Source organism: Saccharopolyspora elongata, assembly GCF_004348985.1.
GTDB classification, from domain to species: Bacteria; Actinomycetota; Actinomycetes; order Mycobacteriales; family Pseudonocardiaceae; genus Saccharopolyspora; species Saccharopolyspora elongata.
On the sequence record NZ_SMKW01000025.1, the window covers coordinates 20533 to 46133 of the forward strand.

The following is a 25601-nucleotide window of genomic DNA, read 5'->3' on the forward strand; positions in this document are numbered from 1 at the left end:
AGGTCTAGACCAATCTTACTCAGCCCTTGACGGCGCCCGCAGTGACGCCCGACACCATCTTCCGCTGAACCGCCAGGAAGAACACCAGGACGGGCAGCGTGAACAGGGTCGCGGAAGCCATCGTGGCGCCCCAGTCGGTGCCGAACGCGTTCTGGAAGCTCTGCAGGAACACCGGCAGCGTCTGGAGGTCCTGGGAACGCATGAAGATCAGCGCGTACAGGAACTCGTTCCACGCGGTGATGAACGCGAACACCGACGTGGCCACCAGGCCCGGCCCCAGCAGCGGCAGCGTGACGCGGCGGAACGCCTCGGCCCGCCCGCAGCCGTCCACCATGGCGGCCTCCTCCAGGTCCATCGGGATCCCGTCGATGAAGCCGCGCAGCGACCAGATGGTGAACGGCAGCGTCGTGACCCAGTAGACCAGGATCAGCGACGGCAGCTTGTTCAGCAGCCCGAGATCCCGCATGAACAGGAACATCGGCACCATCAGCGCCTCGAACGGCACCATCTGCGCGACCAGCACCAGCATCAGGAAGCCCTTGCGGCCGCGGAACCGGAAGCGGCTCATCGCCAGCGCCGCCAGGGTGCCCGCGACCAGCGAGCACGCCACCGCGGTGAGCGTGACCAGCAGGCTGTTGCCCAGGTAGCGCAGGAAGTCCGAGCCGAACAGCGCGGTCGCGTAGTTCTGCAGCGTGACCGCGCTCGGCACCAGGTCGTAGGACGTGGACAGCACTTCGCCGCGCGGCTTGAACGAGCTGGCGAACATCCAGTACGTCGGGAACACGAAGATCACCGCGATGGCCAGCGCCAGCGCGGACAACCCGATCCGGCGGATCCTCACAGCTCCACCTCCTGAGAGCGCAGCAGCAGCCGCAGGTACTGGGCGCAGACCACGACGAGCACGAGCACCATCAGCACGCTGACCGCGGCGGCGGCGCCGAAGTGCTTGCCCGCGATGCCCTCGAGGTACTGCATGACCGGCAGCGTCGTGCTCCCGCCGCTCGGGCCGCCCTCGCGCATCGCCCACACCTGCGAGAACACCTTGAAGTCCCACAGCACCGACAGGAACGTCACGATCATCAGCACCGGCTTGAGCTGCGGCCAGGTGATCGCGGTGAACGTCTGCCAGCCGCTGGCGCCGTCGATCCCGGCCGATTCGTAGAGGTCCTTGGGCACCCCGAGCAGCGCGGCGTACAGCGTCATCGCCACGAACGGCACGGCCTGCCAGGTGATCAGGATGCCGACCACGGTCAGCGTGCTCGCGCCGGTGGCGAACCAGGAGTGCCCGGCGAAGGAGTCGAAGCCGAGCAGCACCAGCGTCTTGTTCAGGATCCCGTACTGCTGGTCGAAGATCCACTGGAACACCGTGGTCGCGGCCAGCTGCGGCATGGCCCACGCGAGCAGCAGGCTGACCTGCAGCACCACTCGCGGAACCACCGGCACGTGCTTCATCAGCAGCGCCAGCAGCAGTGCCGTCAGCACGGTGGCCGCCACGATGGACGAGGTGAACACCACGGTCCGGAGCGTGACGGTCCAGAACTCGGGGTTGCCGAGGATCTGCGCGTAGTTGTCGAAGCCGATCCAGGTGAACTCGCCACGGGTGAGCTCGCCGAGGTCGAGCTTGCGGAAGCTGGTCACGACCACGTTCACCGCGGGCCAGCCGAGCAGTGCGATCAGCGCGAGCACCGCGGGAGCGAGCAGCAGGTACGGCATCGCTTCCCGGACTCGCGGGCGGCGCCGAGCGCCGGGCACCACGGGCGAACCCGCGGTGCCCGGCGCCGGGCGGGTGTGCGTAGCGGTCATGATCAGTTGTTCGCCGCCAGCAAGCGGGTGATCTTGTCGTTCGCCTCCAAGGTGGCGTCGACGACCGTCTTCTGGCCGGTCAGCACGGCCGTCATCATGTCCTTGAGTGGGTTCTGCCCGGACTCGATGGCCGCCCACTGCGGCACTGGCGGCGGCACCTTGCCGTCCTTCGATGCGACGGCCATCGCGGCGCTGACCGGGTTCTTCCCCAGCGCGCTGGTGTCCTGCGAGGCGCCCGGCACGACGCCGCTGTCGGCGAGCTTGGTCTGGTACTTCTGGCTGGTCAGCAGCTTCAGCCAGTCCTTGGCGGCGTCGGCGTCGGCGCTGCCGCCCGGGATCGCCAGGTTGGAGCCGCCGAGGAACACCGGCGCGGTCTTGCCCGGGAACTTCGACGGGATCGGGAAGGCGCTGGACAGCTCGGCGATCGCCGGGTTGGTCTTCGCGGCGGTCTGCACCTCCCACGGCAGCGCGATCATCATCGCGACCTTGCCCTTGGCGTACACCTCGGCCTGCTGCGGCTCGGCCTCGTCGGTGTCGGCCGGGGCGGACGTGGCCGACGTCTTGACCAGCTGCTGGTAGTACTCGACGCCCTCGCGGGTCTGCGCGGTGTCCAGCGCGCCCTTGTACTCCGCGCCCTGGCCGGTGGCGATGTCACCGCCGGAGTCCCAGATGAACGACAGCAGCGCGTACCAGGACTGGCCCGGCAGGTAGAGCGACTGGAAGTCGGGGTCCGCGCCGTGGGTCTGCTCCAGCTTGGTGATCGTGGCGAGCAGCTCGTCGCGGTTCGTCGGCAGCTGGGTGATGCCCGCCTGCTGGAACAGCTCCTTGTTGTAGACGACGACGCGGTTGGCGGCGTAGAACGGCACGGCGTACTGCTTGCCCTCCCACGCGCCCGACTCGGCCAGCGCGGGTACCCACTGCGACTTGCCCATGCCGTCGGCGTCGGCGGTGAGGTCCAGCAGCGTGCCCTCGGAGGAGAACTGCGCGGTCTGGCTGTTCCCGAGCTCGATCACGTCCGGCGGGTCGTTGCTGGTCAGAGCGGTGGTAAGGCGGTCCTGGATGCCGTTCCACTGCTGGATCTGGTAGTCCACCTTCATGCCCGGGTGGCTCTGCTCGAACTCCTTGTTGAGCTCTTCGATCAGTACGTCGGGCGCCGAGCCGTCCATCAGCCAGACGGTCAGCTTGTTGTCGCTCGCGCCGGTTCCGCCGCCGCAACCAGCGAGGGTCAACGACAGCGCGGCGGCCGCCGCGAGCGCCTTCCAGGTCTTCAACATTCGCCCCTTCCTCCGCGCCGGCGCGGAGCCGCGGGTGCTCGCCATCAGGGCCGGGCACCCGCATATCTTTGGTGTAGACCAATGCGATGAAGATTGTGGTGCGGGGCACGCGATGTCAAGACTTTTCGGCGCTACTGTTCAGGCACGCATAAGGCTGGCTTGATCTTCGGGCGCCGGCTCGCCGCGGGCAGCACGTCGCCGCCGCCGGCGTTCGGGCGGCCGACTTTCGGGCATGCTGAGGTATCAGGACTCGGCAGGCCGGCGACTCGACGCCTCGGGGAGCGGAACAACGGCGGCAAGGTTGCGGTGGTAGGAGGAACGATGCTCGAAACGTCCGTGTCCGGTGGGGCGGACTCGCCCGGACGCGCACAACGCGAACCGAAGTACTGGGGGCTCAAGCAGCACCTGTTGGACATGCTCCGATCCCTGCCGCCCGGTGCGCCGATTCCTACCGAACGCTCGCTGGCCGCCGAGTTCGACGTCTCGCGCACCACGGTGCGCCAAGCGCTGGCCGAGCTGACCGTGGAGGGCCGACTGCTGCGGGTGCAGGGCAAGGGCACCTTCGCGGCGAAGCCGAAGGTCGCCCAGCGGCTGCAGCTGAGCAGCTACACCGAGGACATGCGCGCCCAGGGCCGCCAGCCCACCTCCCGGCTGCTGGAGGTCGTCGAGGAACCGGCTGCGGAGGAGCTGGCCGAGCTGCTCGGGACCAAGCCGAGTTCGACCGTGCTGCGCCTGCGCCGGCTGCGGCTGGCCGACGGCGAGCCGATGGCCATCGAGACCACCCACCTGCCGCTGACCCGGTTCCGCGGGCTGACCACTCGGCTGGAGTCCGGTGGCTCGCTCTACCAGGTGCTCCGCGAGAGCTTCGAGGTCGAGCTGGGGCACGCGGAGGAGACCATCGAGACCGCACTGGCCAGCCCGGAGGAGGCGGAACTCCTCGGCTCCGACGTCGGCCTCCCGATGCTGCTGCTGTCCCGGCACTCCTTCGACACCGAGGGGCGCCCGGTGGAGTGGGTCCGCTCCATCTACCGGGGCGACCGCTACAAGTTCGTCGCCCGCCTCAACCCACCCAACTGAGCCTGAGAAACCTGTTTCCAGAATCGCCTTGCGTGGCGGTGCGGGTGGCGGCCCCCTGCGGGAATTACGGCCGCCGCCTGGACTCCGGGATCCCCGACTTACGTATGGACCATACGCGGCATCGGGGCTGTCCTCGCCAGACGACGCCTGCGAACCCGCGGCGGTGCCAGCTGCGTAGGTGGGCTAAGCGGCTGCGCCGCTTCAAAGAGCAAAGACATGAGGAAGGGCACCCCGGATCGGGGTGCCCTTCGTCGTTGCCGGCCGCGTTACGCGAAGTGGGAGTCCTCACGGTTCGGCAACGATCTGGAGAAAACGCTCGTGCTCGCCCGTTGGACCGTTCAGGGAGAGTGCGTTCAAGAGCGTGGGAGCGATGGGCAGGCAGGAAGAGGTCAGGCGGAAAGAGGAGTCGGACGAGCAGGAGTCGGAGGAGGCCAAGAAGTCCAAGAAGATCGACGTGGCGCCGACCCAGGTCGCGGGGGCGGCGCTGGCCTCGGTGACGGCGGCCTTCCTGGGGTCCCGGCTCGGCGTGGCGGGCACCTTGATCGGTGCCGCGCTGACGAGCGTGGTGATCACCGTGGGCGGGGCGCTCTACCAGCGGTCGTTCGACAGTGCGAAGGAGAAGGCGGTCCACGCCGCCGCGAAGGCCTCGGTGCTGAAGCTCCGGAGGACCACCGTCGCGCGCTACGTGTCCAAAAAGGACGAAACCGTCGAGGCGACGCGGCGGATCCGCCTGGCGCCCGGAATGCATTGGCCGGGCGGGGAAACCGTCGTGGACGAGGACCGCACGGCGAAGATCGACACCGACGCGGCGACGCGCATGCTGAACGTGGCCGAAGCGGGGCAGGCGACCGAGGTCGTCGCGCCCGCGAAGCCGGCCGCAGGCCGGCGCAAGCGCCACGTCCGGTGGGCGATGGTGGCCGCGAGCTGCGCCGCGGTGTTCGCGCTCAGCATGCTGATCGTCACCGGATTCGAAGGCGTGACGGGAAAACCGCTCTCCGGCGGTGACGGCGGCACGACGCTCGGTCAGGTGCTGCACCGCGACGACCAGCGCGCGCCCAGCGTCCCCGCCGAGCCGACGAAGCCGAGGGAGACCCCGACCCAGCAGCCGCAGCCTACGACCGAGGTGACGCCGACGCAGCAGCCGACGGTGCAGCCGACCGCGGAAACCCCGACGCCCACCCGGGAGCAGCCGACGCAGGCGCCGACCACGGCCGAACGGCCCAGCCAGGCGCCGGAATCGGGCCGCCTCGAGGTGCCCCTCGAAACCGGCGAGCCGCGTCAGTCTTCTTCTGGGGGATAGGAAATCCAGGCCGAACGCCTCCTGCGCTAGCTCAATCGAGTTGCGCAGGAGGCGTTTTGGGCGAATGGGGCGAAAGGCGGATGTGGGACTGATGTTCTCCTCTGATACTGGATCGGCGACGGGGCGATGAGATCCAGCTCACGAAGAGGGAGACATCAGATGAAGCGCAGACTCGCGGCCCGGGTGGCCGGGACCGTGATGTTGGCGGCGGGAACGGTGGCCGCGTTGACCATGCCCGCCACCGCGACCGAAACCGCGCCGCCCGCGGCAGAAGCGGCGACCCTGCTCGACGCGGTGCAGCGCGACTTCGGCCTGGACCGGGACCAGGCCCTCCAGCGGCTCGACCAGGAAACCGCTGCGGCCCAGGCCGACCAGCGGCTGAGCGGCGCGCTGGGCAGCACCTACGGCGGGTCCTACTTCGACCCGGCGCTCGGCAAGCTCGTCGTCGGCGTCACCGACCAGGCCCGCTTCGACGAGGTGCGCGCGGCCGGCGCCGAGCCGAAGCTCGTCATCTACAGCATCGAGCAGCTCAACGGGGTCGTCGAAGGCCTCAACCTGCGCAGCGCGCTCGCCCCGAAGGGCGTCTCCGGCTGGTACGTCGACGGCAAGGTGAACTCCGTCGTCGTCACCACCAGGCCGGGCACCGCCCCCGACGCGGCGCGGTTCGTGCACACCTCCGGGGTCCTCACGGATGCGGTGCGCGTCACCGAATCGCTGGAGAACCCCCGCACCTACGCCGATGTCATCGGCGGCAACGCCTACTACATCGGCAGCGGCTCCCGCTGCTCCGTCGGATTCTCGGTGCAGGGCGGATTCGTGACCGCCGGGCACTGCGGCAGCGTCGGCGACTCCACTTCGCAGCCCACCGGCCAGTTCGAGGGCTCGTCGTTCCCGGGCAACGACTACGGCTGGGTCCGGGTCGGCTCTGGCGACACCCCGCGGCCGCTGGTGAACCAGTACAACGGCAGCAACGTCGGCGTCGCGGGCTCCACCGAGTCCGCCGTGGGCGCGTCCATCTGCCGCTCCGGCTCCACCACGGGCTGGCACTGCGGTTCGGTGCAGGCCAAGAACCAGACCGTGCGGTACCCGCAGGGCACGGTGACCGGCCTGACCCGCACCAACGTCTGCGCCGAGCCCGGTGACTCGGGCGGCTCCTGGCTGTCCGGTAGCCAGGCCCAGGGCGTGACCTCCGGCGGTTCGGGCAACTGCAGCTCCGGCGGCACGACCTACTTCCAGCCGGTGAACGAGATCCTGCAGGCCTACGGCCTGACGCTGCTCACCCAGTAAGCGCCACCAGACCGGCCCCCGGCACCCGGCCGGGGGCTGCGTCGCGTCCGGCCAGCGTTACGGCAGGCGGTCGCGGAGCTCGCGGGCCGCGGCGCGCGGGTCCTCGGCCTCCGTGATCGCGCGGACCACGACGACCCGCTCCGCACCGGCCTTGAGGGCCTGGTCCAGGTTGTCCGGGCCGATGCCGCCGATCGCGAACCACGGCCTGCCGTGGCCGCGGTGCTCCGCGGCGTGCTCCACCAGCTCCAGCCCGGCCGCCGAGCGGCCCGGCTTGGTCGGCGTCGTCCACACCGGGCCGGTGCAGAAGTAGTCCACGCCGGGCTCGATCGCGGCGGCGTCCGCCTGCACCACGTCGTGCGTCGACCGGCCGATCGCGACGTGCTCGCCGACGATGCGCCGGGCGATCTCCACCGGCAGGTCGTCCTGCCCGAGGTGCAGGATGTCGGCCTCGGCGGCCATCGCGACATCGGCACGGTCGTTGACCGCGAGCAGCGCGCCGTGCCGAAGGCACGCCTCGGCCAGCACCTCCAGCGCCGCCAGCTCGTGGCGGGCCTCCAGCGGGGCGCCGTTCTGGTTCTTGTCCCGCAGCTGGATGATGTCGACCCCGCCGGCCAAGGCGGCGTCCGCGAACTCCGCGAGATCACCGCGCTCGGCGCGCGCGTCGGTGCACAGGTACAGCCGCGCCTCGTCGAGGCGAGCGCGGATGCCGAAGCCGTCCAATCCAGGCATGCCCCACAGGGTAGCCTCCCGCGACGCCGCCGGACCGCGTGAACGCGAGCACCGGCGCACGTTCCCACTCGGTGCTCTGAAATTTGTGAAAGTTGCTCGACCTCGCCCCTGACGTGGCGATCCTCGGCGGGTACGGTGGTTGGCGGTGAGCACGGGAGCCCGGGTGCCGGGCTGAGAGGGGGCGTTGGCCCCGACCGTCGAACCTGATCCGGGTCATGCCGGCGCAGGGAGCGTGGAGTGTCTGAAGAACGGAACAAACGCGTCGTCGTCGTGGGCGGCGGCGTGATCGGCATGTCCGTGGCGTGGCGCGCAGCCGCCGCCGGACATCGTGTGCAACTCGTCGACGCCGAACCGGCGTCCGGGGCATCGAACGTGGCCGGCGGGATGCTGGCGCCGCTCGCCGAGGCGTGGCCCGGCGAAGAGGAACTGCTGGAGCTGGGCGCGGCGTCGCTGCGGCTCTGGCCGGAGTTCGCCGACGAACTCGCCCGGGCCTCGGGCCTGCCTTCCGGGCTGCGCCGCGAAGGAACCCTGGTCGTGGGCGTCGACAGCGCGGACCGCGCGGAGCTCGACAACCTGGCCGACTACCTCGCGCGGCTCGGCCGCGCCGTCACCCGCCTGACCGGCCGGGAGGTGCGGCGGCTCGAACCGTCGCTGGGCCCGGCGGTGCGCGGCGGGCTCGAAGTGCCGGGCGATCTCGCGGTCGACAACCGCCTCGCGCTGGCTGCGCTGCGCGCGGCCGCGACCGCGGCGGGCGTCGAGTTCGTCGCGGCGAACGCGAAGCACGTCCGGCCGGGCGCGGTGGAGCTCGAAGATTCCACTATGGACTGCGATGTCGCGGTGATCTCGGCGGGCGTGCATTCGGGCGCGCTGCATCCCGCGCTGCGGGACCGGATTCGGCCGGTGAAGGGCGAAATCCTCCGCCTGCGCGCGCGGAGCACGGCGCTGCCGCCGCCGAGCCGCACGATCCGCGGCCCGGTGCGCGGGCGGCAGACCTACCTGGTGCCGCGCGACGACGGCGGCCTGGTGCTCGGCGCCACCCAGTACGAGGTGGGGTTCGACACCGAGGTCACCGTGGGCGGGGTGCGGGACCTGATCGCCGACGCCGAGCGGCTGATGCCGGGCATCGCCGAATACCGGCTGGTCGAGGCAGCGGCCGGGCTGCGCCCGAGCACCGACGACAACCTGCCGGTGCTCGGCTGGCTGGTGCCCGGTGTCCTGGCGGCCACCGGGCACCACCGCGGCGGCTTCCTGCTCGCCCCGGTGACGGTCGAGGCGGTGCTCGCGCTGCTGCGCGACGAGGAGCCCGCCATCGAGATCAAGGCCGCCGATCCGAGCCGATGGGGAGGACAGCAGTGCACGTCGTGATCAACGGGGAGACCCGGCAGGTCGCCGCCGACGCAACGCTCGCGGCGGTGCTGCGGGAGTTCGGGGTGCCCGAGCGGGGCGTGGCCGTGGCGCTGGACGGCGCCGTGGTGCCGCGCGCCCTGTGGCCGGACACCGCGCTGCGCCCCGATGCCGCGATCGAGGTCCTCACCGCAGTGCAGGGCGGCTGACGCCCCCTCCGGCCCGAACCCCCTTGCGGGGCAACAGAAGCACACCGGATCCCGCGCTACCCGGATTCGGTGGACCCGTTGTTAGGAGAGTCATGGACGACCCGTTGGTGATCGCCGGCCGCGAGTTCGGTTCGCGGCTGATCACCGGGACCGGAGGGGCGACGAACCTCGCGGTCCTGGAGCGCGCGCTGATCGCGTCCGGAACCGAGCTGACGACCGTGGCGATGCGCCGCGCCGATGCCGGCGGCGGCACCGGGGTGCTCGACCTGCTGCGCAAGCTCGGCATCGAAGCGCTGCCGAACACGGCGGGCTGTCGGACCGCGGCGGAGGCCGTGCTGACCGCGCAGCTGGCGCGGGAGGCGCTGGAGACGAACTGGGTCAAGCTGGAGGTCGTCGCCGACGAGGACACCCTGCTGCCCGACCCGGTGGAACTGCTCGACGCCGCGGAACAGCTGGTCGACCAGGGCTTCGTGGTGCTGGCCTACACCAACGACGACCCGGTGCTGGCGCTGAAGCTGGAGGAGACCGGCTGCGCCGCGGTGATGCCGCTCGGCTCGCCGATCGGCACCGGCCTGGGCATCCGGAACCCGCACAACATCGAGATGATCGTCTCCCGCGCGTCGGTGCCGATCGTGCTGGACGCGGGCATCGGCACGGCCTCGGACGCGGCGCTGGCGATGGAGCTCGGCTGCTCGGCGGTGCTGCTGGCCACGGCGGTCACCCGGGCCCAGGACCCGGAGCGCATGGCGGCCGCGATGCGGGCGGCTGTCGAGGGAGGCCGCCTCGCGGCCCTGGCGGGCCGGATCCCCAAGCGCTTCTGGGCGCAGGCATCCAGCCCCGGCCGTCCCCTGGAGTGAGCCGACCGCCCCGACGAGTCCTCAGTGGACGATCGGGGCCGGGTGGTCCCTGCCCAGCCGCCAGCCGGCCAACGTCCAGCACACGCCCCAGAGCAGGAAGAACGGCGACCACAGCAGCAGGTCCCAGAGCGCCAGGTCGTGGGCCAGAGCGGCGTGCTCGGGCGGCGGCACGTCGATCCCGGTGAGCACCAACGTGTCCGAGACGAAGCCGATGCCCAACGGTCCGATCGACCGGACGATCATGAGGATCCCGAGCGTCCAGGCGATCGTCAGCAGCAGGCGGCGCGGGAGGGGCGCGCGCCAGGGCCGGGTGGTGGCCAGCGCGACGATGATGCCGACCACCGCGGCAGCGGCCAGCACCCAGTGGCTCGCCACGAACAATGGATCCCGGGCGAGCAGCCGTTCGCGCAGGTCCGGCCGCAGCGGGTCCTTGTCGGCCAGCGCATTGGCCCCCAGCGCCTGTGCGAGCTTCATCGACCCGTAGGCCGCGGCGCAGGCCGCCGCCCCGTACGCGCCGGCCCGCGTCCGGTCAGCCCACGACATGCTTCGTCGCCTTCGCGTAGGACTGGATCATCGCCACGAGCAGCCCGACCACGACGATCCCGAGGACCCCGTGGTGCCACTGCCAGCCCACCCCGATGCCGATGAAGCCGTCCACGATCATGATCGCCGCGCCGGCGCCGACGGCCAGCAGCATCCCGGCCAGCACCAGCAGCATCAGTGATCTCGGCGCGCGGCGCCCCGGCGCGATGACCGTGGCGATGGCCACGAACGCGGCCAACACCCCGGTCGCGGCGGCGAGCCACTGGGCCGTCGTGGCGTCCATGAAGTAGCCGTCGCGAACGGCATCAGGCACGGCCGGGCCGCCCGGGAAACCGAGCCTGCCCTGCCAGGCGAAGACCGCTTTTCCCGCGGCGTAGCCGAGGAAAAGCACTGCTAGTGCGAATGCGGGCCAGCGGCGTGGCCGATCGATACCACCCATGCCTGCGACGGTAGGAATCGCGGGCCGAGGATTACTCCCGCCCGAAGCGGAAACGTCTCCCCCGCAGGAGGGAGTCGCGGCGGCGGGGCATCGGGCTTCCGGCACAGTCCGACGGCCCGGCCCAGGAGGAACGTTCCAGCAGGCACTCCCACCGTGGGTCTTTCGGGGCGCTGTAATGCTGTTGGGAACTGGTTCGCGCAGTGGTGCGTCCGCCTTGCCTGGTGCGGAGTGAACGGCCTGTTCGCTTCGGTAGATGAGGTGAACGGTCCGTTCACCTCATTCACCAACGTCGGTGAGCATCAGCTGGCATGAGGTGAACGGCCCGTTCGTCCCGGTAGACGAGGTGAACAGGCCGTTCGCTTCATCCCCTTGCAGGCACAAAGCCGCCCTACCGCAGTCCCACGATCTCGGCTTCGCGACCAGCGCAAGCGCCGAACCGTCGAGCTTCGGTGCTCGCCGGAGGTCAGCGGATGTGGAGGCGTTCGGGGCGGACGAAGCTGATCGTGTAGCTCTTCCACGGATTGTCGTAACCGAAGGTCCGGTCGATCGCCTGGCGGGCGTGCAGGGCGTTCTCCACCAGCGAGCTCGCGAGCAGCTCCGTCGCCGGGGCGCTGCCCTCGGGCACGTCCGGGATCTTCGCCGTCGGCTTGCCGCCCAGCAGGTCGTCCACCGCGCGCAGCGCCGGCACCGCGATCGCCTGCTCGGACTCCGGCCGGAACGCGAGCGTCGCGACGTCCTGGCGCAACGCGTCGAGCGCGATCGCCGCCGCGCGCGTCGCCCGGTCGTCGTCGGTCTCCTCGCCGGTCCCGTCGAGCAGCGCGGGCATGCCCAGCAGATCCTGGGTGCGCCGCAGCGCGAGCACGTTCGCGGCCTGCAACGCCGCGGGTAGATCGACGCCCTGCCCCGCAGCCCGCACGCTGCGCAGCAGCTCGGACACCGCCCACACCGTCGACCGCACCGCGCCGCGCACATCGGGCAGGATGCTGCTGGGCAGCACCAGGTAGCTGACGTAGCCGACGCTCAGCGCGATCGCCGCGCCGACCGCCGTGTTCGCCGCGAAGCTGATCCCCACGTTCACCAGCGGCCGGTCCAGCCGCATCGCCTGGTCGACGACGGTCACGACGATCAGGCAACCGAGCAGCGCCTGGTAGTCGGTGCGCAGCCGCGGCATGCTCAGCAGCATGCCGCCGATCACCAGCGGCACCAGCAAGAACGCGCCCGGCAGCAGGGTGATCAGCACGGCCAGCGCGGTGACGCCCAGCACCGCGCCGCCGGTGCGCTCCAGCGCGCCGGTCATGCTGTCGCGGGCCGCAGGCTGCAGCACCACGTAGAGCGCGAGCAGCAGGCTCGACGCCGAAGGGTCGCGCAGCAGCAGGACGATCACCATGCCGAAGGCGACCGCGAGGGTGCAGCGCAGCGCGTGCCGGAACAGCGACGAGCGGAACGAGAGGTGCGCGCGGATCGCGCCCAGCACGCGCTCCCGGCGCGCGCCGGGAGCCGGCGGCGGCAGCGGAGTCTCGACACGCCGCACCACGGCACCGCGGATCCGGTCCAGCCCCTGGTTGAGGCCCTGCACCGCGTCCGGCAGGTCCTGCCGCCCGCCGCGCGCCACGACCGCCAGCGCCGGGTCGCGGCGGGCCGCCGCGGGCAGTCCGGTGCAGGCGCGGGAGCGCACCGCCCGGGCGAGCTCGGCGGCGACCTGATCGGCCTCCGCGACGATCTGCTCCAGGCGCGCGGCTTCGGCCCGGTCGCTCTGCTGGGCCTGTGCGAGCAGGGTCTCCCGAGCCGCGCGGAAGCGGGCCGCCCCGGCGAGCACCTGACCGAGCCAGGTGCTGGACCCGTCGGCTCGCCATGCGGCGGCGGCGGATTCGACCACGCCCGGCCCGGGTTCGAGCAGCGTCCTCGCGACCGCCACGCGGGTGGCCCTGGTCGGATCGCCGAGGCCGATGATCACCCGCAGCACCAGCGCGAACGCCGCGCCCGCCGCGCTCGCCGCCAGCAGCATCAGCACCGGCTGGTCGGAACCGATGCCGGTCGTGGTGGACACCAGCGTCGCCGCGGCGAAGGTCTGCCCGCCGATGCGGTAGTGCTCGCCCAGCGCGGGCAGCATGCCGGCGCCGAAGACCACCACCGCCACCGCGAGCCCGGCCAGCACCGGGATGTTGCTCAGCAGCGGGCCGACGGTCATCACGAGCACCAGCGCCGGGGTGAACCAGACGAACCGCTGCAGGTCCGAGCGCAGCGACTGGCCGCCGGTGGCGATCAGCGCGAGCACCGCGGTCAGGCCGGCGATCAGCGCCGGGGTCTGCAGGCCGAAGATCCAGCCGATGGCGGTGCCGGCCACCACGGCGACGAGCACCAGCACCGCGTACTGGCGCTGCCGGGGATCCGGCGCCCCGGCCTCGGTGGCCAGCAGTCCCCGCACTCGCGTCCACACCGATTTAGCCACGCTGTTGCAAACCCCTGTCGTCGTCATGCGCGCAGCGCGCAGCAGACCGCGGACCGCCGCTGGCCCACGATCTCGGGAATTACGCGCTTCTCAACCCCTGTGTCGATCGGGCACGCCATTCGGGTTACAGATCCGGGACGAAAATCACTCTATTAGGGGCCTGGTTGGGGGGTCAGATGGACCGGGGGCTGACTCGCCAGAACGTCGACACCGGCCCGACCCCGGCGCCGAGCGGGTAGGCGTCCGAGACGCTGCGCGTGACGAACCGCTTGCCGCTGCGCACCGCGTCCGGCATCGAAGCGCCCTTCGCCAGGGCGGCCGTGATCGCCGAGGCGAACACGTCGCCGGCGCCGTGGGTGTGCACCGTCGCGTAGCGGGGGCCGGGCAGCGGGATCGCCTCGTTGCCGTCGAAGAGCAGGTCGATGCACTCCGGGTCGTCGGCCAGGTGGCCGCTCTTGATCAGCACCCACTGCGGGCCGAAGTCGAAGACGGCCTTCGCGGCGTCCAGCAGGTCCGCGCGGGTGCGCGCGTCGATGCCGGTCAGCAGCCGCACCTCGTCGAGGTTCGGCGTGACCAGCGTCGCGCGCGGGAAGGCCTTGTGGCGCAGGGCGTCTAGCGCGTCCGGGCGCAGCAGCGGCTCGCCGCTGCGGGAGGCGGCGACCGGGTCCACGACGAACGGCGTGCGACCGCCGCGGCCGATGCCGTGCACGTCGCAGACGTCCAGCACGGCCTCGATGGTGGCGGCCGAGGCGAGCACCCCGGTCTTGGCCGCGTCCACGCCGATGTCCGAGGCGACCGCGTCGACCTGCGCGGCGACTGTCTCCGGCGGGATCTCGACCAGCCCGGTGACGCCGACGGTGTTCTGCACCGTCACGGCGGTGACCGCGGTCATGCCGTGCACGCCGCAGGCGAAGAAGGTGCGCAGGTCCGCGTGCATCCCGGCGCTGCCGCCGGAGTCCGACCCGGCGATGGTCAGCGCGGTCGGGGGAGCGGTGTTGTTCGCGGGCCGACGTTCGTGCCCGGCCGAGATCTCGTGCATCCACTTCATGTTACGGCCCCGCTCCTACCGATCTTCCAGGGTACGAAGCGACGTTTCCGCAGGTCAGATGCCGTGAGCGGGTTGGGGTGTTATGGCACCCCAAACCACTCACGGGCGGTGACCTGCGGAAACGGTGCTCCGGGCTAGTCGGCCAGCGGGAGGTAGACCTTGCCGCCGGCCCCGGCGAACTCGTCGGACTTCTCCTGCATCCCGGCCTCGATCGCCTCGACGCTGGTCAGGCCGCGTTCCGCGGCGAACTTCCGGACGTCCTGGGTGATCTTCATCGAGCAGAACTTCGGCCCGCACATGGAGCAGAAGTGCGCCGTTTTGGCCGGTTCGGCGGGCAGCGTCTCGTCGTGGAAGGCCCGCGCGGTGTCCGGGTCCAGCGACAGGTTGAACTGGTCGGTCCAGCGGAACTCGAACCGCGCCTTGGACAGCGCGTCGTCCCGCTCCTGCGCCCGCGGGTGCCCCTTGGCCAGGTCGGCGGCGTGCGCGGCGATCTTGTAGGTGATCACGCCGGTCTTGACGTCGTCCCGGTTCGGCAGCCCCAGGTGCTCCTTGGGCGTGACGTAGCAGAGCATCGCGGTGCCCGCCTGGGCGATCATCGCCGCGCCGATCCCGGACGTGATGTGGTCGTAGGCGGGGGCGATGTCGGTGGTCAGCGGCCCGAGCGTGTAGAACGGCGCCTCGCCGCAGAGCTCCTCCTCCAGGCGCACGTTCTCGACGATCTTGTGCATCGGGACGTGGCCCGGGCCCTCGATCATCACCTGCACGTCGTGCTCGCGGGCGATGTGCGTGAGCTCGCCGAGGGTCTCCAGCTCGGCGAACTGCGCGCGGTCGTTGGCGTCCGCGATGGAGCCCGGCCGCAGGCCGTCGCCGAGGGAGAACGTGACGTCGTAGTCGCGCAGGATCTCGCAGAGCTCGCTGAAGTGCGTGTAGAGGAAGCTCTCGCGGTGGTGCGCCAGGCACCACGCGGCCATGATCGAGCCGCCGCGGGACACGATGCCGGTGACCCGGTTCGCGGTCAGCGGCACGTAGCGCAGCAGCACGCCGGCGTGCACGGTCATGTAGTCCACGCCCTGCTCGCACTGCTCGATGACGGTGTCGCGGTAGATCTCCCAGGTCAGCGCGGCCGGATCGCCGTTGACCTTCTCCAGTGCCTGGTAGATCGGCACGGTGCCGATCGGCACCGGCGAGTTGCGCAGGATCCGCTCGCGGGTCTCGTGGATCCGCTTGCCGGTGGACAGGTCCATGACGGTGTCGCCGCCCCAGCGGGTCGCCCACACCATCTTCTCCACCTCCTCCTCGACGGAGGAGGTCACCGCGGAGTTGCCGATGTTGGCGTTGACCTTCACCAGGAACTTCTTGCCGATGATCATCGGCTCGCTCTCCGGGTGGCAGCGGTTGGCCGGGATCACGGCCCGGCCCGCGGCCACCTCGTCGCGGACCAGCTCGGGCGACACGCCCTCGCGGACGGCGATGTACTCCATCTCCCGCGTGATCACGCCGGCCCTGGCCCAGCCGAGCTGGGTCCGGTGCTCCCGCCCGTCGGTCCACCCCGCCCGCATCCGATGAAGTCCACTGTGGACGTCGACGGTGGCGTTCTCGTCGGTGTACGGCCCGGAGGTGTCGTACACGTCGAGGTGCTCGCCGTTGGTCAACTCGATGCGGCGGAATGGCACTTGCAGGCCGGATTCGGTGTTCCGGAACACCTTTCGCGAGCCGCTGATCGGCCCGGTGGTGATCTGGGTTCCGCTTTCGGACGCGTTCGGACGCACGTCGGCCACTGCCATCCACTCCCTACGCCGGCATTACCCGGTCAGGTTCATGCGGTCGGCGGCCCCGGAGTTCTCCAGCCGCCCTCTCAGCCCGCTCTTGGTGCGAGCTCCCGCGGTGTTGATTTGTCGCTGCCCGAGGCTAGCCGGGAGACCGCGGGCTGCCAACCCCGGTTCACCCCGATGACGGCAGGCCGGTTTGCCATTAGGCTCATGACCAGGGCGATCACAACGCTGTCAGGGGTGGTGAGTACGGTGCGTGATGACATCGATACAGGAGGTGATCGCGCTATGACTGCTGCCCCAGCGCTCGAATCCTCGACGTGGAACGAGTTGGTGGAAGCCTGGCGGAACGTGCAGCTGCCGGGCAAGGGCTGGCGCGCGGAGATCATCGAAGGAGTGATCGTGATGACGCCGCCGCCCGGAAAGCCGCACAACAAGGTCAATTCCCGTGTGATCAAGGCATTGGCCAGGGTGATCCTGGATGAGTGGGAGTTGGCTACGGCGCTGGGGGTCGTGATCCCGGCAACTGGTGAAACCTACGAGCCTGATCTCGCGGTAGTCCCACGTGAAGTGTTGGATGCAGATCCGCCAGGTGATCCTGTTGTGGCGGATCAGCTGCTGCTAGCCGTCGAGATCACATCATGGAGTAATGCCAAGACAGATCGGGAAACGAAGCTCAGAGGGTACGCGCTTGGCGGTGTGCCGCTCTATCTCCTGATCGACCGATTCCGGGCTGGCGGGCCATCGGTGTTGCTTTATTCCAATCCTGAGTCCGGCAGTTATCGAGAGTTGTCCTGCGTGCCTTTCGGGAAACCTATCGAGTTGCCCGATCCGTTCAACTTCACCTTGGAAACCAAGGAATTCTGATCAGTCTTCGTCTTCGGCGAAGGGGTCGCCGGATTCCGCCGGGTCCCAGGTCAGTCCAGGGATTCCCCAGCCGTTGCGGCGGACCATCTTCTTCGCCGCCCGGGCGTGGCGGCCCATCAGGCGGTCCAGGTAGAGGTGGCCGTCCAGGTGGTCGGTCTCGTGCTGCAGGCAGCGGGCGAAGAAACCGGTCCCCTCGACCTCGATCGGCTTTCCGTCCACATCGGACCCGGTGACCCTCGCCCGGTTCGCCCGGCCGGTCGGGTAGGACTCGCCGGGCACCGACAGGCAGCCCTCCCAGTCGTCGTCCGGGTCCGGCATGGTCTGCGGGATCTCGGACGTGGTCAGCTCGGGGTTGACCACCACGCCGCGGTGCTGGACCCCCTCGTCGTCGGGGCAGTCGTAGACGAACACCCGCAGGTCGACGCCGATCTGGTTGGCCGCGAGCCCGACCCCGTTCGCGGCGGCCATCGTCTCGAACATGTCCTCGACGAGGGTGCGCAGCTCGTCGTCGAAGTGCTCCACCGGGCGGGTGGGGTTGTGCAGCACCGGGTCGCCGACGACGCAGATCGGGTGAACAGCCATGAGCGGGACTTTAGCGGTTTGGGCAGTCGGGGCGTCGGGGTGTTCCGGACCCGGTACTCGCCGGTGTGATCCACTCCCGCCGGGATTCCGGGCATGGTGTAATTGAGGGGGAATGACAGCTGTGTGATTCCGGCGAACGCGGGAAGTCCCGAATCGCGAGGCGAGGAGCCAGATGGACGCCGCCCAAATGCTGACCGCGCAGGAGATCGCTCGTCAATGCGAGCAGCTGGCGCGCCTGCAACAGCGGAAGCCGAAATCCGATCCGGCACCCGGTCGGCGGTTGCGCCTCGCCGAGCCGATCACCCAGCCGATCGAGCGGATCGTCGAGCCGCCGCCGGTGCCGCCCCAGCCCGCACCGCCGGACGGCGAGCTCACCGTCCGGGAGCGGGGCATCCTGGCCTTCGAGTCGCAGTGGTGGAAGCGGGAAGGCGTGAAGAAGGAGCTCGCGATCCGCGAGCTGTTCGACATGTCGCCCTCGCGGTACTACCAACTGCTGAACGCGTTGCTGGACAGTCCGGTCGCCGAGCAGGCAGACCCTATGCTGATCAAGCGGCTGCGCAAGGCACGGGCGGGACGGCAGCGCGCACGGGCCGCCCAACGACTGGGAATCGAGTTGCACTGATGGCTTCAGGGGAACCCACCGGACCGGCCAAGGCCAAGATCATCGGCTTCGGCCTGATCGGCGTCGGTGCGATCGCGGGCGTCATCGGCATCACCACGCTGGTTTCCGGCGGTAGCACGTCGAACACGGCCCGACCGCTGCCCCCGGAACCGGGCAACAACCCGCCGATCACCTCGCTGGCGCAGAACCCGCCCGCCGAGTCCTCCGCGGTGCCGCCCGCCGGCACGACGCCGGTCGCACCGCCGGTCGCGCAGCCACCGGCCACACAGGACACTCCGCCTCCGGCGCCGCCGCAGGGCAACCAGAACCAGGACGTGCCGGTCGGTTCCGGCAACGCGACGGGCAAGATCGTGGTGCGGGTCTACAACAACAGCACGATCGGCGGGCTGGCGCACCGCGCCGCGGAGGACTTCCGGGGCACCGGTTACGAGGTTCCGGAGGTCGGCAACTACTCGGCGGGGCGCATCCCCACCACGACGATCTACTTCCGGCCGGGCACGGTCGAGGAGCAGCAGGCGAAGGACATGGCGGCCCACTTCGGGGCGCGCGCCGAGGCCCGCTTCGACGGTATCCAGGACGCCACGCCGGGCCTGATCGCCATCATCACCAACGACTACAAGGGCGCGGTAGCCGCCAAGTGACCCGCCGCGTCACCCGGGGACGGCGCAATCCCGCGAGGAATCGCGCTGCCCTGGGTGACGCGAAGTCGCGCGGTCAGGAGCGGTTGGTGGCGTAGGCCTCCAGGGACGCGAGCTGGGCCGGGTCGAGGGAGGGCCGGACCGCCTTCCGGGCCGTCGCGAGGTGCGTGGCCGAAACCTCCGCCGCGGAAAGGGATTCGCGCATCGCCGTCAGGGCCGCCTCGCGGATCAGGGCCGCGCAGTCGGCGGCGGAGTAGCCGCCCAGCTCGGCGGCCAGGACGGCAAGGTCCACATCGGACGCCAACGGGGTGTTCTTCGCCGCCGCGTGCAGGATCGCCTCGCGGGCCTCCGCGTCCGGCGGCGGGACGTAGACGAGGCGCTCCAGGCGTCCGGGGCGGAGCAGGGCCGGATCGACCAGCTCGGGACGGTTCGTCGCGCCGAGGACGACCACGTCGTGCATCGGCTCCACGCCGTCGAGCTCGGTCAGCAGCGCCGCGACCACCCGGTCCGCCACGCCGGAGTCCGAGGACTGGCCGCGGCGCGGCGCCAGCGCGTCCACCTCGTCGAGGAACACCAGCGTCGGGGCCGCGTTGGCGGCCCGCAGGAACAGCTCGCGGACCGCCCGCTCGGACTCGCCGACCCACTTGTCCATCAGCTCCGCGCCCTTGACCACGAGCACGTTCAGCCGCCCGCTGCCGGCCAGGGCGCGCACCAGGAACGTCTTGCCGCAGCCCGGCGGCCCGTACAGCAGCACGCCGCGCGGCGGCTCGACGCCGAGTCGGGTGAACGAATCCGGGTACTGCAGCGGCCAGAGCACCGTCTCGGTGAGGGCCTGCTTCACCTCGGTCATGTCGCCGACGTCGTCCAGCGTCAGCCCGCCGGTCTGCAGGTTGTCCGATGTGGACATCGAGATGGGGCGGACCGAGGACAGCGCGTCGAGGAGGTCCTGCTGCCGGATGCGGGGATCGGCGGTGTCGTCCTGGTGCCGCAACGCCGCGCCGACCGCCGCTTCCCGGCACAGCGCCACCAGGTCGGCGACGACGAACCCCGGGGCGCGCTCGGCGACCTCGGCGAGCTGCACGTCCTCGGCCAGCGGCGCGTTGCGCAGCAGCACGCGCAGCAGATCCGCGCGGGTGGCGTCGTCGGGTAGGCCGAGGGTGAGCTCCCGGTCCACCAGGCCCGGCTCCCGCAGCCTGGGGTCGATCGCCTGCGGCTGCGAGCTGGTGACGACCACGGCGAGCCGGTCGGTGCCGATCGCGCCGCGGATCGCGTCGAGCGCCACGGTCGCCAGCGGCGGCGGCTCGGTGCCCGGAAGGAGGCTTTCGACGTCGGTCAGCAGCAGTACGCAGTTGCCGGTTGCGCTGGTGGCGCGGTTGATCGCGTCCTGGAGGCGTTGGGCTGCGGTGCGCGGTTCGAGCGCCGCGACGCTGGGTGCCGCGACTTCGACGAGCTCCGCGCCGATCGCGCTCGTCACGGCGCGGGCGAGGGTGGCCTTGCCGACGCCGGCCGGGCCGCTGAGCAGCACGCCGAGGTGCGGTTCGGCGCCGAGGCGGCGCAGCAGCTCGGGCTGCTCGAACGCCAGCCGCAGCCATTCGGTGAGCCGCTTCGCGGTGTCGCGGGAGCCGACCAGGTCGGCGACCGGGACCGCGTGCTCGGCCGGTTCGACCGGTGCCGGTTGCGGCGCGGCCGGTGCGGCGGGGGAGTCCGCCGGTGCGGCGCCGTCCCGCCATTCGACCACTGTGGACGGTTGCACGGCCACCGCGCCGGGCGGTTCGGTGGCTGCGATGGTGATCAGCTCGTTGGTCCAGGTCATGCCGATGGCGGTGGAGAGCTTCCGGCGCACCTCGCCGGCGTTCGCGGTGGTCGCCGGCGCGACGTCCTGGGGCAGCAGTGACACCGTGTCGCCGGTCCCGAAGACCTTGCCGGTCAACGCCATCCGCACGGTCTCGGGCGCGACGGTGGCGCGGGCGAGCTGCGAACCCGCGATGGTCACCCGCTTCGCGGCGGCGACCTGCACGGGCGCGACGCCCACCTCGGCGCCTTCGGTGAGGCCGAGGTTCATCAAGGCCACGTCGTCGAGCAGCAGCACTCCGGTCGGGCTGCCGGGCGCGGCCGCGGCGGCCAGCGCCACGGTGACCCGGGCGCCGGTCAGCTGCACGGCGTTCCACGGCCGCAACCCCAGGGCGTCGAGCACCTCGGGATGCAGGCGAACGACGCCGCGCCGAGTGTCCTTGGCGGATGGGGAGAGTCGAGCGGTCAGCGTTATCGACGGCACGCCGCGAGCTTAACCGCGCGGAACCGGCACCGACGCCTCCAACGCCCGGCGCCGGGCCCGGAGGAACGTGAACCCGCAGTTTCAAATTGAAACTGCGGGTCCACCGGTGTGTCGTGCCCCGGACACGCCGAAGGATGTGGACAACCCGGGGGTGCCTGTGGACAACTTCCGCAATTTCAATGGAAATCGGACCTTCGATTTCCATTGAAATTGCGGAACCCCGCCGGGAGGAGCCGGGCCGGGCCGAGCCGGGCCCCGCCGAGCCGCGCCTTCGGGAGGGGGCCGTTAGCGGCGGGGGCCGTCGTTGCGGCTGCGCCGCAGCTCCAGGCGTCGCCAGCTGCGGCGGGGTCCGTCCGGGTGGCTGTGGCGTCGCGGTAGGCGGACGCGCCTGGCGGCGCCCGCCACGCTGCGGCGCAGCGGTGGGCGCAGGCCGAGTCGGCGTTGGGTGCGCCGACGGATCGCGCGCCGCTCTCGCGGCGGTGCGCTCCACGCCTCCGGGTGCTTGGCCAGCCAGTTGTGCCGGTAGACCGCGTACGGGATGTGCAGGAGGTAGATCACCATGGCGATCGCCAGCGAGATCAGCGGGAACATGATTATTCCCGCCGCCAGCAGCGCCACCAGCACCAGCAGCGGTGCCGCCGCCCTCGGCGGCACCTTCACGGTCTTCAGCGACAGCGTCGGCACCCGGCTGACCATCAGCGCCGCGACCAGCACCATCCAGACCATCACCACGTTCTGGTTCGCCCACCAGCCCGGGTAGCCGAAGTGCGCCGTCAGGACGATCGGGAGCAGCCCGAGTAGCCCGGCCGCCGGGGCGGGAACCCCGACGAAGAACTCCTTGGCGTACGGCGGCTGCTCGGCGTCGTCGAGCAGCGTGTTGAACCGCGCCAGCCGGAGCACCATGCACACCGCGAAGATCAGCGATACCACCCAGCCGACGCGGTTGTCCTGCAGCTGCCAGGCGTACAGCGTCAGCGCCGGGGCGACGCCGAAGGACATCGCGTCGGACAGCGAGTCCAGTTCGGCGCCCATCTTGGAGGTGGCGTCGAGCATCCGCGCGATCCGCCCGTCCAGGCCGTCGAGCACCGCCGCGACCGCGACGGCTGCGATCGCGCCGGTGAGCTGGCCGTTGAGCGCGAACTGGACCGCCGACAGCCCGGCGCACATCGCCAGCACGGTGATCGCGTTGGGCAGCAGCCGGATGCCGGGGGCGCTGTGCATGCTCATGAGGAATGCGTCCCCCGAGGCAGCTCGGCGAGGGCGGTCTCCCCGCCGATGGTGCGCTGGCCGGGCTCGACCAGGATCCGGCTGCCGGTGGGCACGTAGAGGTCCACCCGGGAGCCGAACCGGATCAGCCCGTAGGTGCTGCCGGCCTGCAGCACGTCGCCCTCGGAGACGGAGCAGACGATGCGGCGGGCCACGAGGCCGGCGATCTGCACCACGGCGATCTGGGTGCCGTCATCGGCGCGGATGACCATCGAGTTGCGCTCGTTGTCCTCGCTGGCCTTGTCCAGGTCGGCGGAGAGGAACTTGCCCGGCCGGTAGGCGATGGTCTCGACCTTGCCGCTCAGCGGGATCCGCTGGACGTGCACGTCGAAGATCGTCAGGAAGGCGCTGATGCGGGTCATCGGCTCGTCGCCGAGGCCGAGCTCGGCCGGCGGCACCGCGGGCTCGATGTGCGAGATCGTGCCGTCGGCGGGCGCGACGGCGAGCCCCTCGCGGCTGGGCGTCGTGCGGGCGGGCTCGCGGAAGAACCACGCGCACCAGGCGGTGACGATGCCACCGAGCACGCCCGCCGGGGGCCAGCGGCGGCGCAGCAGAAGGGTCGCGATGGCGGCGCCGAGTACGAACGGGCGGCCTGCCGGGTGCATCGGCGGGATGGTGTCGCGGGCCAGCGCGGCGAGGTGCGCCAGCAGGTTCTTCTTCGGTTCTTCGGCGGTGCTCATCGAGGTGCTATGCCCCTGCGTCGGCGGTCTATGGTGCGGCGGTTCGGCCGGGTTCCCGGCGCGAACGCCGAGCGCCGACCGGTGCCGTCGTCGGTACAGCATCGCGGACGCCTCACGTCAACCGACGCCAGGGGGCGTAGTTGATCAAGAACTACCCTGCTGACCTGCGTCTATCCGATCCCGGGATGCTACCGCCAACGCGCCGCCCAGGTAACCCGGTCGGGTGAGAAAGCGAGGAGGCCGTTCGACGTCTCCCCGTAGACGTCGGACGGCCTCCCCGGTGTGGTCCGTGCACCCCCCGACGGCGCACGGTCCTCGGTGTGTCCGCTCCCCACTGGCAAGCGGTAGTGGGTTTGTGCGGACGTCTAGGAGATGTATATGGGCGACGGTTCGTTACGCGGTTTCCAGTGTAATTGAGTTCACAAAATGTCCGTAGCCGCTTTTGGAGGACCCCACGGCGCCGTTACATGACGAAGAGTCATCAGAACCCCGCTCGCTCTCACTCATTCGTGTAGACGGGTTCGTCGAGGTTCATCCGCGCCCCCATCAGCTCGCCGAGGCCCCGGTACGGGTCGCCGTGCTCCACGCCGTCGGCCGTGCTGCGCAGCACCAGCTCGGACACGCCGTCCTCGCCGTCGCGCACGCCGATGTCGTCCAGCTCGGACACCGCGTACTCGTCCAGGTACAGCTCCAGCGACAGCGACCAGCCCGCGCGGTCCTGGTCCAGCCGCGCGCGGGCCACGTCCCGGCTGTCCACCCATTGCGCGCCGGGCCGCTCCCGGAGCTCGCCGATCGGCGTGGCGGCCAGCTCGGCGAGCTGCTCCTGCTCCGCCTTGCGGAACCGGGCGAGCGTGCCGGCCAGCAGGCGCTTCGTGGTGCTGGCGGAGCTGGGCAGCAGCACCAGGCCGCGATCGGTGACCAGCAGGTCGTAGTTGCCGCCGGGGCACTGCACCGGGCTGACGATCCCGGCCAGCGCGGGCTCGGGCTCGGCGGCGGGGCGGCGCGCGTGGGTCATCGGCACCCCGAGGTCGACCAGCGCCCGGTGCAGGCCCGGGATCAGCCGGGGATCGGCCACCGCCGGCCGGACCAGCCGGTCCGGGTCCAGCGGCTGCCCGTTGGCCAGCCGCACCGTCGACGGGCCACCCCAGTCCAGCTCGTGGTGCGCCCGCCGGGCGCAGATCAGCGCGTCCACCACGGCGCAGCCGAGCAGCTCGGTCAGCGTGTCGACGGCGGCCTCGTCGATGCGTTCCGGGCACAGGCCGGGGTTGAGCACCGGGTTGACCAGGTCGTGGCCCTGGCCGCGGTGGATGGCGGGCAGGATGCCCGCGATCGTCGGCTCCACCGGCAGTCCGCTCTGCGCCGTGGCGGAACTCAGCAGCGCGGCCCGCTCGGCGACGTGCGCGGCGCCGGCCAGCCGGGCCAGCTCCGGCCAGCCCAGCCGGCGCTTGAGGCCGTCGACCATCAGGCGGTCTTCGAGGTCCGGCACGCTCTTGCGCGGGTTGCGCAGCAACGCGAACGCGGGCCGGTCGTCGACGTCGCGGCCGGTGACCTTGGTCCGCTTCATCGCCTCGATGCGCCGGCGCGCGGGCAGGTGGGTGCGGCTGCCGTCCTCGCCCTCGGCGATGGCCTTCTTGACCCGCTCGGCGAGCTCCGGTTTGCGGGTCGGGTGCTCCATGAAGTTGCGGAAGCCCAGCAGCACGTCCGGCGTGTGGCCGACGGCCTTGGCCATGCTGAGGTACTCGTCGGCGTACTCCTGCCAGCCGAGCTCGATGGCGATCCGCTTCCGCAGCGCGGTGGCCGCCGCTCGGGTCCCCGCCTCCCGGACCGCGATGGCGTCGGCGGCGAGCTCCAGGTCGTGGCCGGTGGTGGCCGCGATCGCGGTGAACAGCCGGGCGTAGCCGGTGAACAGCCACTTGACCGGGCCGCCGGTGAGCCAGTCGACGGTGCGCTCGACGCTCGCCGACGCCCGGTAGGCGGTGACCGTCAGCTTGTTGCGCCCGGTCAGCCTGCCGAGTTCGTGCGCCACCACGGCCCGCAACTCGCTGACGTTGAGCGCGGCCAGCAGCGGCAGCCCGAGCTCCAGGTAGCGGGTTCGGGTGCGCAGGCCCAGCAGCGCGGTGTCCTCGCGGATGTTCGCGGTCGGGTCGGAGGTGATGCGGATTTCGTCGGGCAGCGGGGCGGCCGCTTCGGCGGAGATCGACTCCGCCATCCGCCAGATCTGCGGCTGCTCCGATCGGTCCAGTCGCACGCCGCGCGGCCGCACCCGGCTGCGCAGCACGGCGCGCAGCCCGATCGCGAAGAGCGCGCCGACGGCGACCGCCGCGAGCGCGGCCTTCACCCCGCTGGACTGGTCGTATCGGAAGGTGAACGCCGAGATCGCGAGCAGCCCGAGGACCAGCGCGATCGGCGCGAGGAAGAAGCCGATGTGCAACGCCAGCGCCAGGGCGGCGCGCCAGGGGCCACGCACGGTGCAGAACTCCGGAGGGGTGGTCGGTGATGGTGGTGCAGTCTTGGGGACGCCGGTGCCATCCGTCAACCAGATG

General features: G+C 71.1%; 22 protein-coding genes, 1 pseudogene and 2 riboswitches. Of the genes and pseudogenes, 9 read left to right on the forward strand and 14 right to left on the reverse strand.

The window, feature by feature from the left end:
- Positions 1-19: 19 nt before the first annotated feature.
- Genes E1288_RS19530 through E1288_RS19540 form a run of 3 tightly spaced genes read right to left on the reverse strand, consistent with a single transcriptional unit; the run spans position 20 to position 3074 of the window.
- The gene (locus E1288_RS19530; protein ID WP_132487115.1) at positions 20-841 is read right to left on the reverse strand and encodes a carbohydrate ABC transporter permease; all 822 of its coding nucleotides are present in this window, start codon (positions 839-841) and stop codon (positions 20-22) included.
- Positions 838-1803 (reverse strand): carbohydrate ABC transporter permease, encoded by a 966-nt coding sequence (locus E1288_RS19535; RefSeq protein ID WP_408013607.1) that lies wholly within the window; start codon positions 1801-1803, stop codon positions 838-840. Before E1288_RS19535 ends, E1288_RS19530 begins: the two co-directional genes overlap by 4 nt.
- A 2-nt stretch (positions 1804-1805) precedes the next feature.
- Entirely contained in the window at positions 1806-3074 is a 1269-nt protein-coding gene (locus tag E1288_RS19540) for a sugar ABC transporter substrate-binding protein (protein ID WP_132487260.1), read from the reverse strand.
- Between the two features lie 324 nt (positions 3075-3398).
- On the opposite strand from E1288_RS19540, the gene E1288_RS19545 reads away from it, so the two are divergent.
- The 3 genes from E1288_RS19545 (at position 3399) to E1288_RS19555 (ending at position 6741) form a co-directional block, all read left to right on the forward strand.
- On the forward strand, positions 3399-4154 hold the full coding sequence (locus E1288_RS19545) for a GntR family transcriptional regulator (protein ID WP_093268739.1): 756 nt from the start codon (positions 3399-3401) through the stop codon (positions 4152-4154).
- A gap of 370 nt (positions 4155-4524) precedes the next feature.
- Positions 4525-5454 carry a hypothetical protein gene (locus E1288_RS19550; protein ID WP_132487117.1) on the forward strand — a complete coding sequence of 310 codons (930 nt, stop codon included), beginning with the start codon at positions 4525-4527 and terminating at the stop codon, positions 5452-5454.
- Positions 5455-5613: 159 nt separating this feature from the next.
- Positions 5614-6741, forward strand: a complete 1128-nt coding sequence (locus E1288_RS19555) for a S1 family peptidase (protein WP_132487119.1) — start codon at positions 5614-5616, stop codon at positions 6739-6741.
- 57 nt (positions 6742-6798) lie between these two features.
- On the opposite strand, the gene thiE is transcribed toward E1288_RS19555, so the two are convergent.
- Positions 6799-7470, reverse strand: coding sequence for a thiamine phosphate synthase (gene thiE, locus E1288_RS19560; RefSeq protein WP_132487121.1), 672 nt, complete (start codon positions 7468-7470; stop codon positions 6799-6801).
- Between the two features lie 141 nt (positions 7471-7611).
- Positions 7612-7717, forward strand: a riboswitch (TPP riboswitch).
- Here thiE and thiO point away from each other — a divergent pair.
- The 3 genes and pseudogenes from thiO to thiG form a co-directional block, all read left to right on the forward strand.
- A pseudogene (gene thiO, locus E1288_RS19565) lies at positions 7705-8835 on the forward strand (glycine oxidase ThiO); the annotation flags it as partial. It overlaps the preceding riboswitch by 13 nt.
- Positions 8823-9023: a sulfur carrier protein ThiS gene (gene thiS / locus E1288_RS19570; RefSeq protein ID WP_132487125.1), complete on the forward strand. Its 201-nt coding sequence runs from the start codon at positions 8823-8825 to the stop codon at positions 9021-9023. The pseudogene thiO and the gene thiS, both read left to right, overlap by 13 nt.
- Before the next feature lie 92 nt (positions 9024-9115).
- The gene (gene thiG / locus E1288_RS19575) at positions 9116-9880 is read left to right on the forward strand and encodes a thiazole synthase (protein ID WP_132487127.1); all 765 of its coding nucleotides are present in this window, start codon (positions 9116-9118) and stop codon (positions 9878-9880) included.
- A 21-nt stretch (positions 9881-9901) separates the two neighbouring features.
- Here the strand turns inward: thiG and E1288_RS19580 are convergent, their stop codons facing one another.
- From E1288_RS19580 to thiC, 5 genes are all read right to left on the reverse strand, one after another.
- Positions 9902-10423: a DUF3995 domain-containing protein gene (locus E1288_RS19580; protein ID WP_132487129.1), complete on the reverse strand. Its 522-nt coding sequence runs from the start codon at positions 10421-10423 to the stop codon at positions 9902-9904.
- Positions 10410-10862: a hypothetical protein gene (locus E1288_RS48830; RefSeq protein WP_132487131.1), complete on the reverse strand. Its 453-nt coding sequence runs from the start codon at positions 10860-10862 to the stop codon at positions 10410-10412. Before E1288_RS48830 ends, E1288_RS19580 begins: the two co-directional genes overlap by 14 nt.
- Before the next feature lie 463 nt (positions 10863-11325).
- On the reverse strand, positions 11326-13311 hold the full coding sequence (locus E1288_RS19590; RefSeq protein ID WP_132487132.1) for an FUSC family protein: 1986 nt from the start codon (positions 13309-13311) through the stop codon (positions 11326-11328).
- Between the two features lie 172 nt (positions 13312-13483).
- Complete coding sequence (gene thiD / locus E1288_RS19595; protein ID WP_132487134.1) at positions 13484-14350, reverse strand: bifunctional hydroxymethylpyrimidine kinase/phosphomethylpyrimidine kinase; 867 nt, start codon at positions 14348-14350, stop codon at positions 13484-13486.
- 143 nt (positions 14351-14493) lie between these two features.
- On the reverse strand, positions 14494-16137 hold the full coding sequence (thiC, locus tag E1288_RS19600; protein ID WP_132487136.1) for a phosphomethylpyrimidine synthase ThiC: 1644 nt from the start codon (positions 16135-16137) through the stop codon (positions 14494-14496).
- A riboswitch (TPP riboswitch) is annotated at positions 16131-16252 on the reverse strand. It overlaps the preceding gene by 7 nt.
- Positions 16253-16338: 86 nt before the next feature.
- On the opposite strand from thiC, the gene E1288_RS19605 reads away from it, so the two are divergent.
- Positions 16339-16995 carry a Uma2 family endonuclease gene (locus E1288_RS19605; protein ID WP_235883670.1) on the forward strand — a complete coding sequence of 219 codons (657 nt, stop codon included), beginning with the start codon at positions 16339-16341 and terminating at the stop codon, positions 16993-16995.
- Here the strand turns inward: E1288_RS19605 and E1288_RS19610 are convergent, their stop codons facing one another.
- Positions 16996-17577, reverse strand: coding sequence for a peptide deformylase (locus E1288_RS19610; protein WP_132487138.1), 582 nt, complete (start codon positions 17575-17577; stop codon positions 16996-16998).
- 172 nt (positions 17578-17749) lie between these two features.
- On the opposite strand from E1288_RS19610, the gene E1288_RS19615 reads away from it, so the two are divergent.
- Both E1288_RS19615 and E1288_RS19620 read left to right on the forward strand, forming a co-directional pair.
- Entirely contained in the window at positions 17750-18199 is a 450-nt protein-coding gene (locus E1288_RS19615; protein WP_132487140.1) for a DUF3263 domain-containing protein, read from the forward strand.
- Positions 18199-18840: a LytR C-terminal domain-containing protein gene (locus E1288_RS19620; protein WP_132487142.1), complete on the forward strand. Its 642-nt coding sequence runs from the start codon at positions 18199-18201 to the stop codon at positions 18838-18840. Before E1288_RS19615 ends, E1288_RS19620 begins: the two co-directional genes overlap by 1 nt.
- A 73-nt stretch (positions 18841-18913) precedes the next feature.
- On the opposite strand, the gene E1288_RS19625 is transcribed toward E1288_RS19620, so the two are convergent.
- From E1288_RS19625 to E1288_RS19640, 4 genes are all read right to left on the reverse strand, one after another.
- On the reverse strand, positions 18914-21112 hold the full coding sequence (locus E1288_RS19625; protein ID WP_132487144.1) for an AAA family ATPase: 2199 nt from the start codon (positions 21110-21112) through the stop codon (positions 18914-18916).
- A 285-nt stretch (positions 21113-21397) separates the two neighbouring features.
- Complete coding sequence (pssA, locus tag E1288_RS19630; protein WP_132487146.1) at positions 21398-22339, reverse strand: CDP-diacylglycerol--serine O-phosphatidyltransferase; 942 nt, start codon at positions 22337-22339, stop codon at positions 21398-21400.
- On the reverse strand, positions 22336-23058 hold the full coding sequence (locus E1288_RS19635) for a phosphatidylserine decarboxylase (protein ID WP_132487264.1): 723 nt from the start codon (positions 23056-23058) through the stop codon (positions 22336-22338). The genes pssA and E1288_RS19635 overlap by 4 nt, the downstream gene beginning before the upstream one ends.
- A 499-nt stretch (positions 23059-23557) precedes the next feature.
- Entirely contained in the window at positions 23558-25525 is a 1968-nt protein-coding gene (locus E1288_RS19640; RefSeq protein WP_132487148.1) for a M48 family metallopeptidase, read from the reverse strand.
- Positions 25526-25601: the final 76 nt, after the last annotated feature.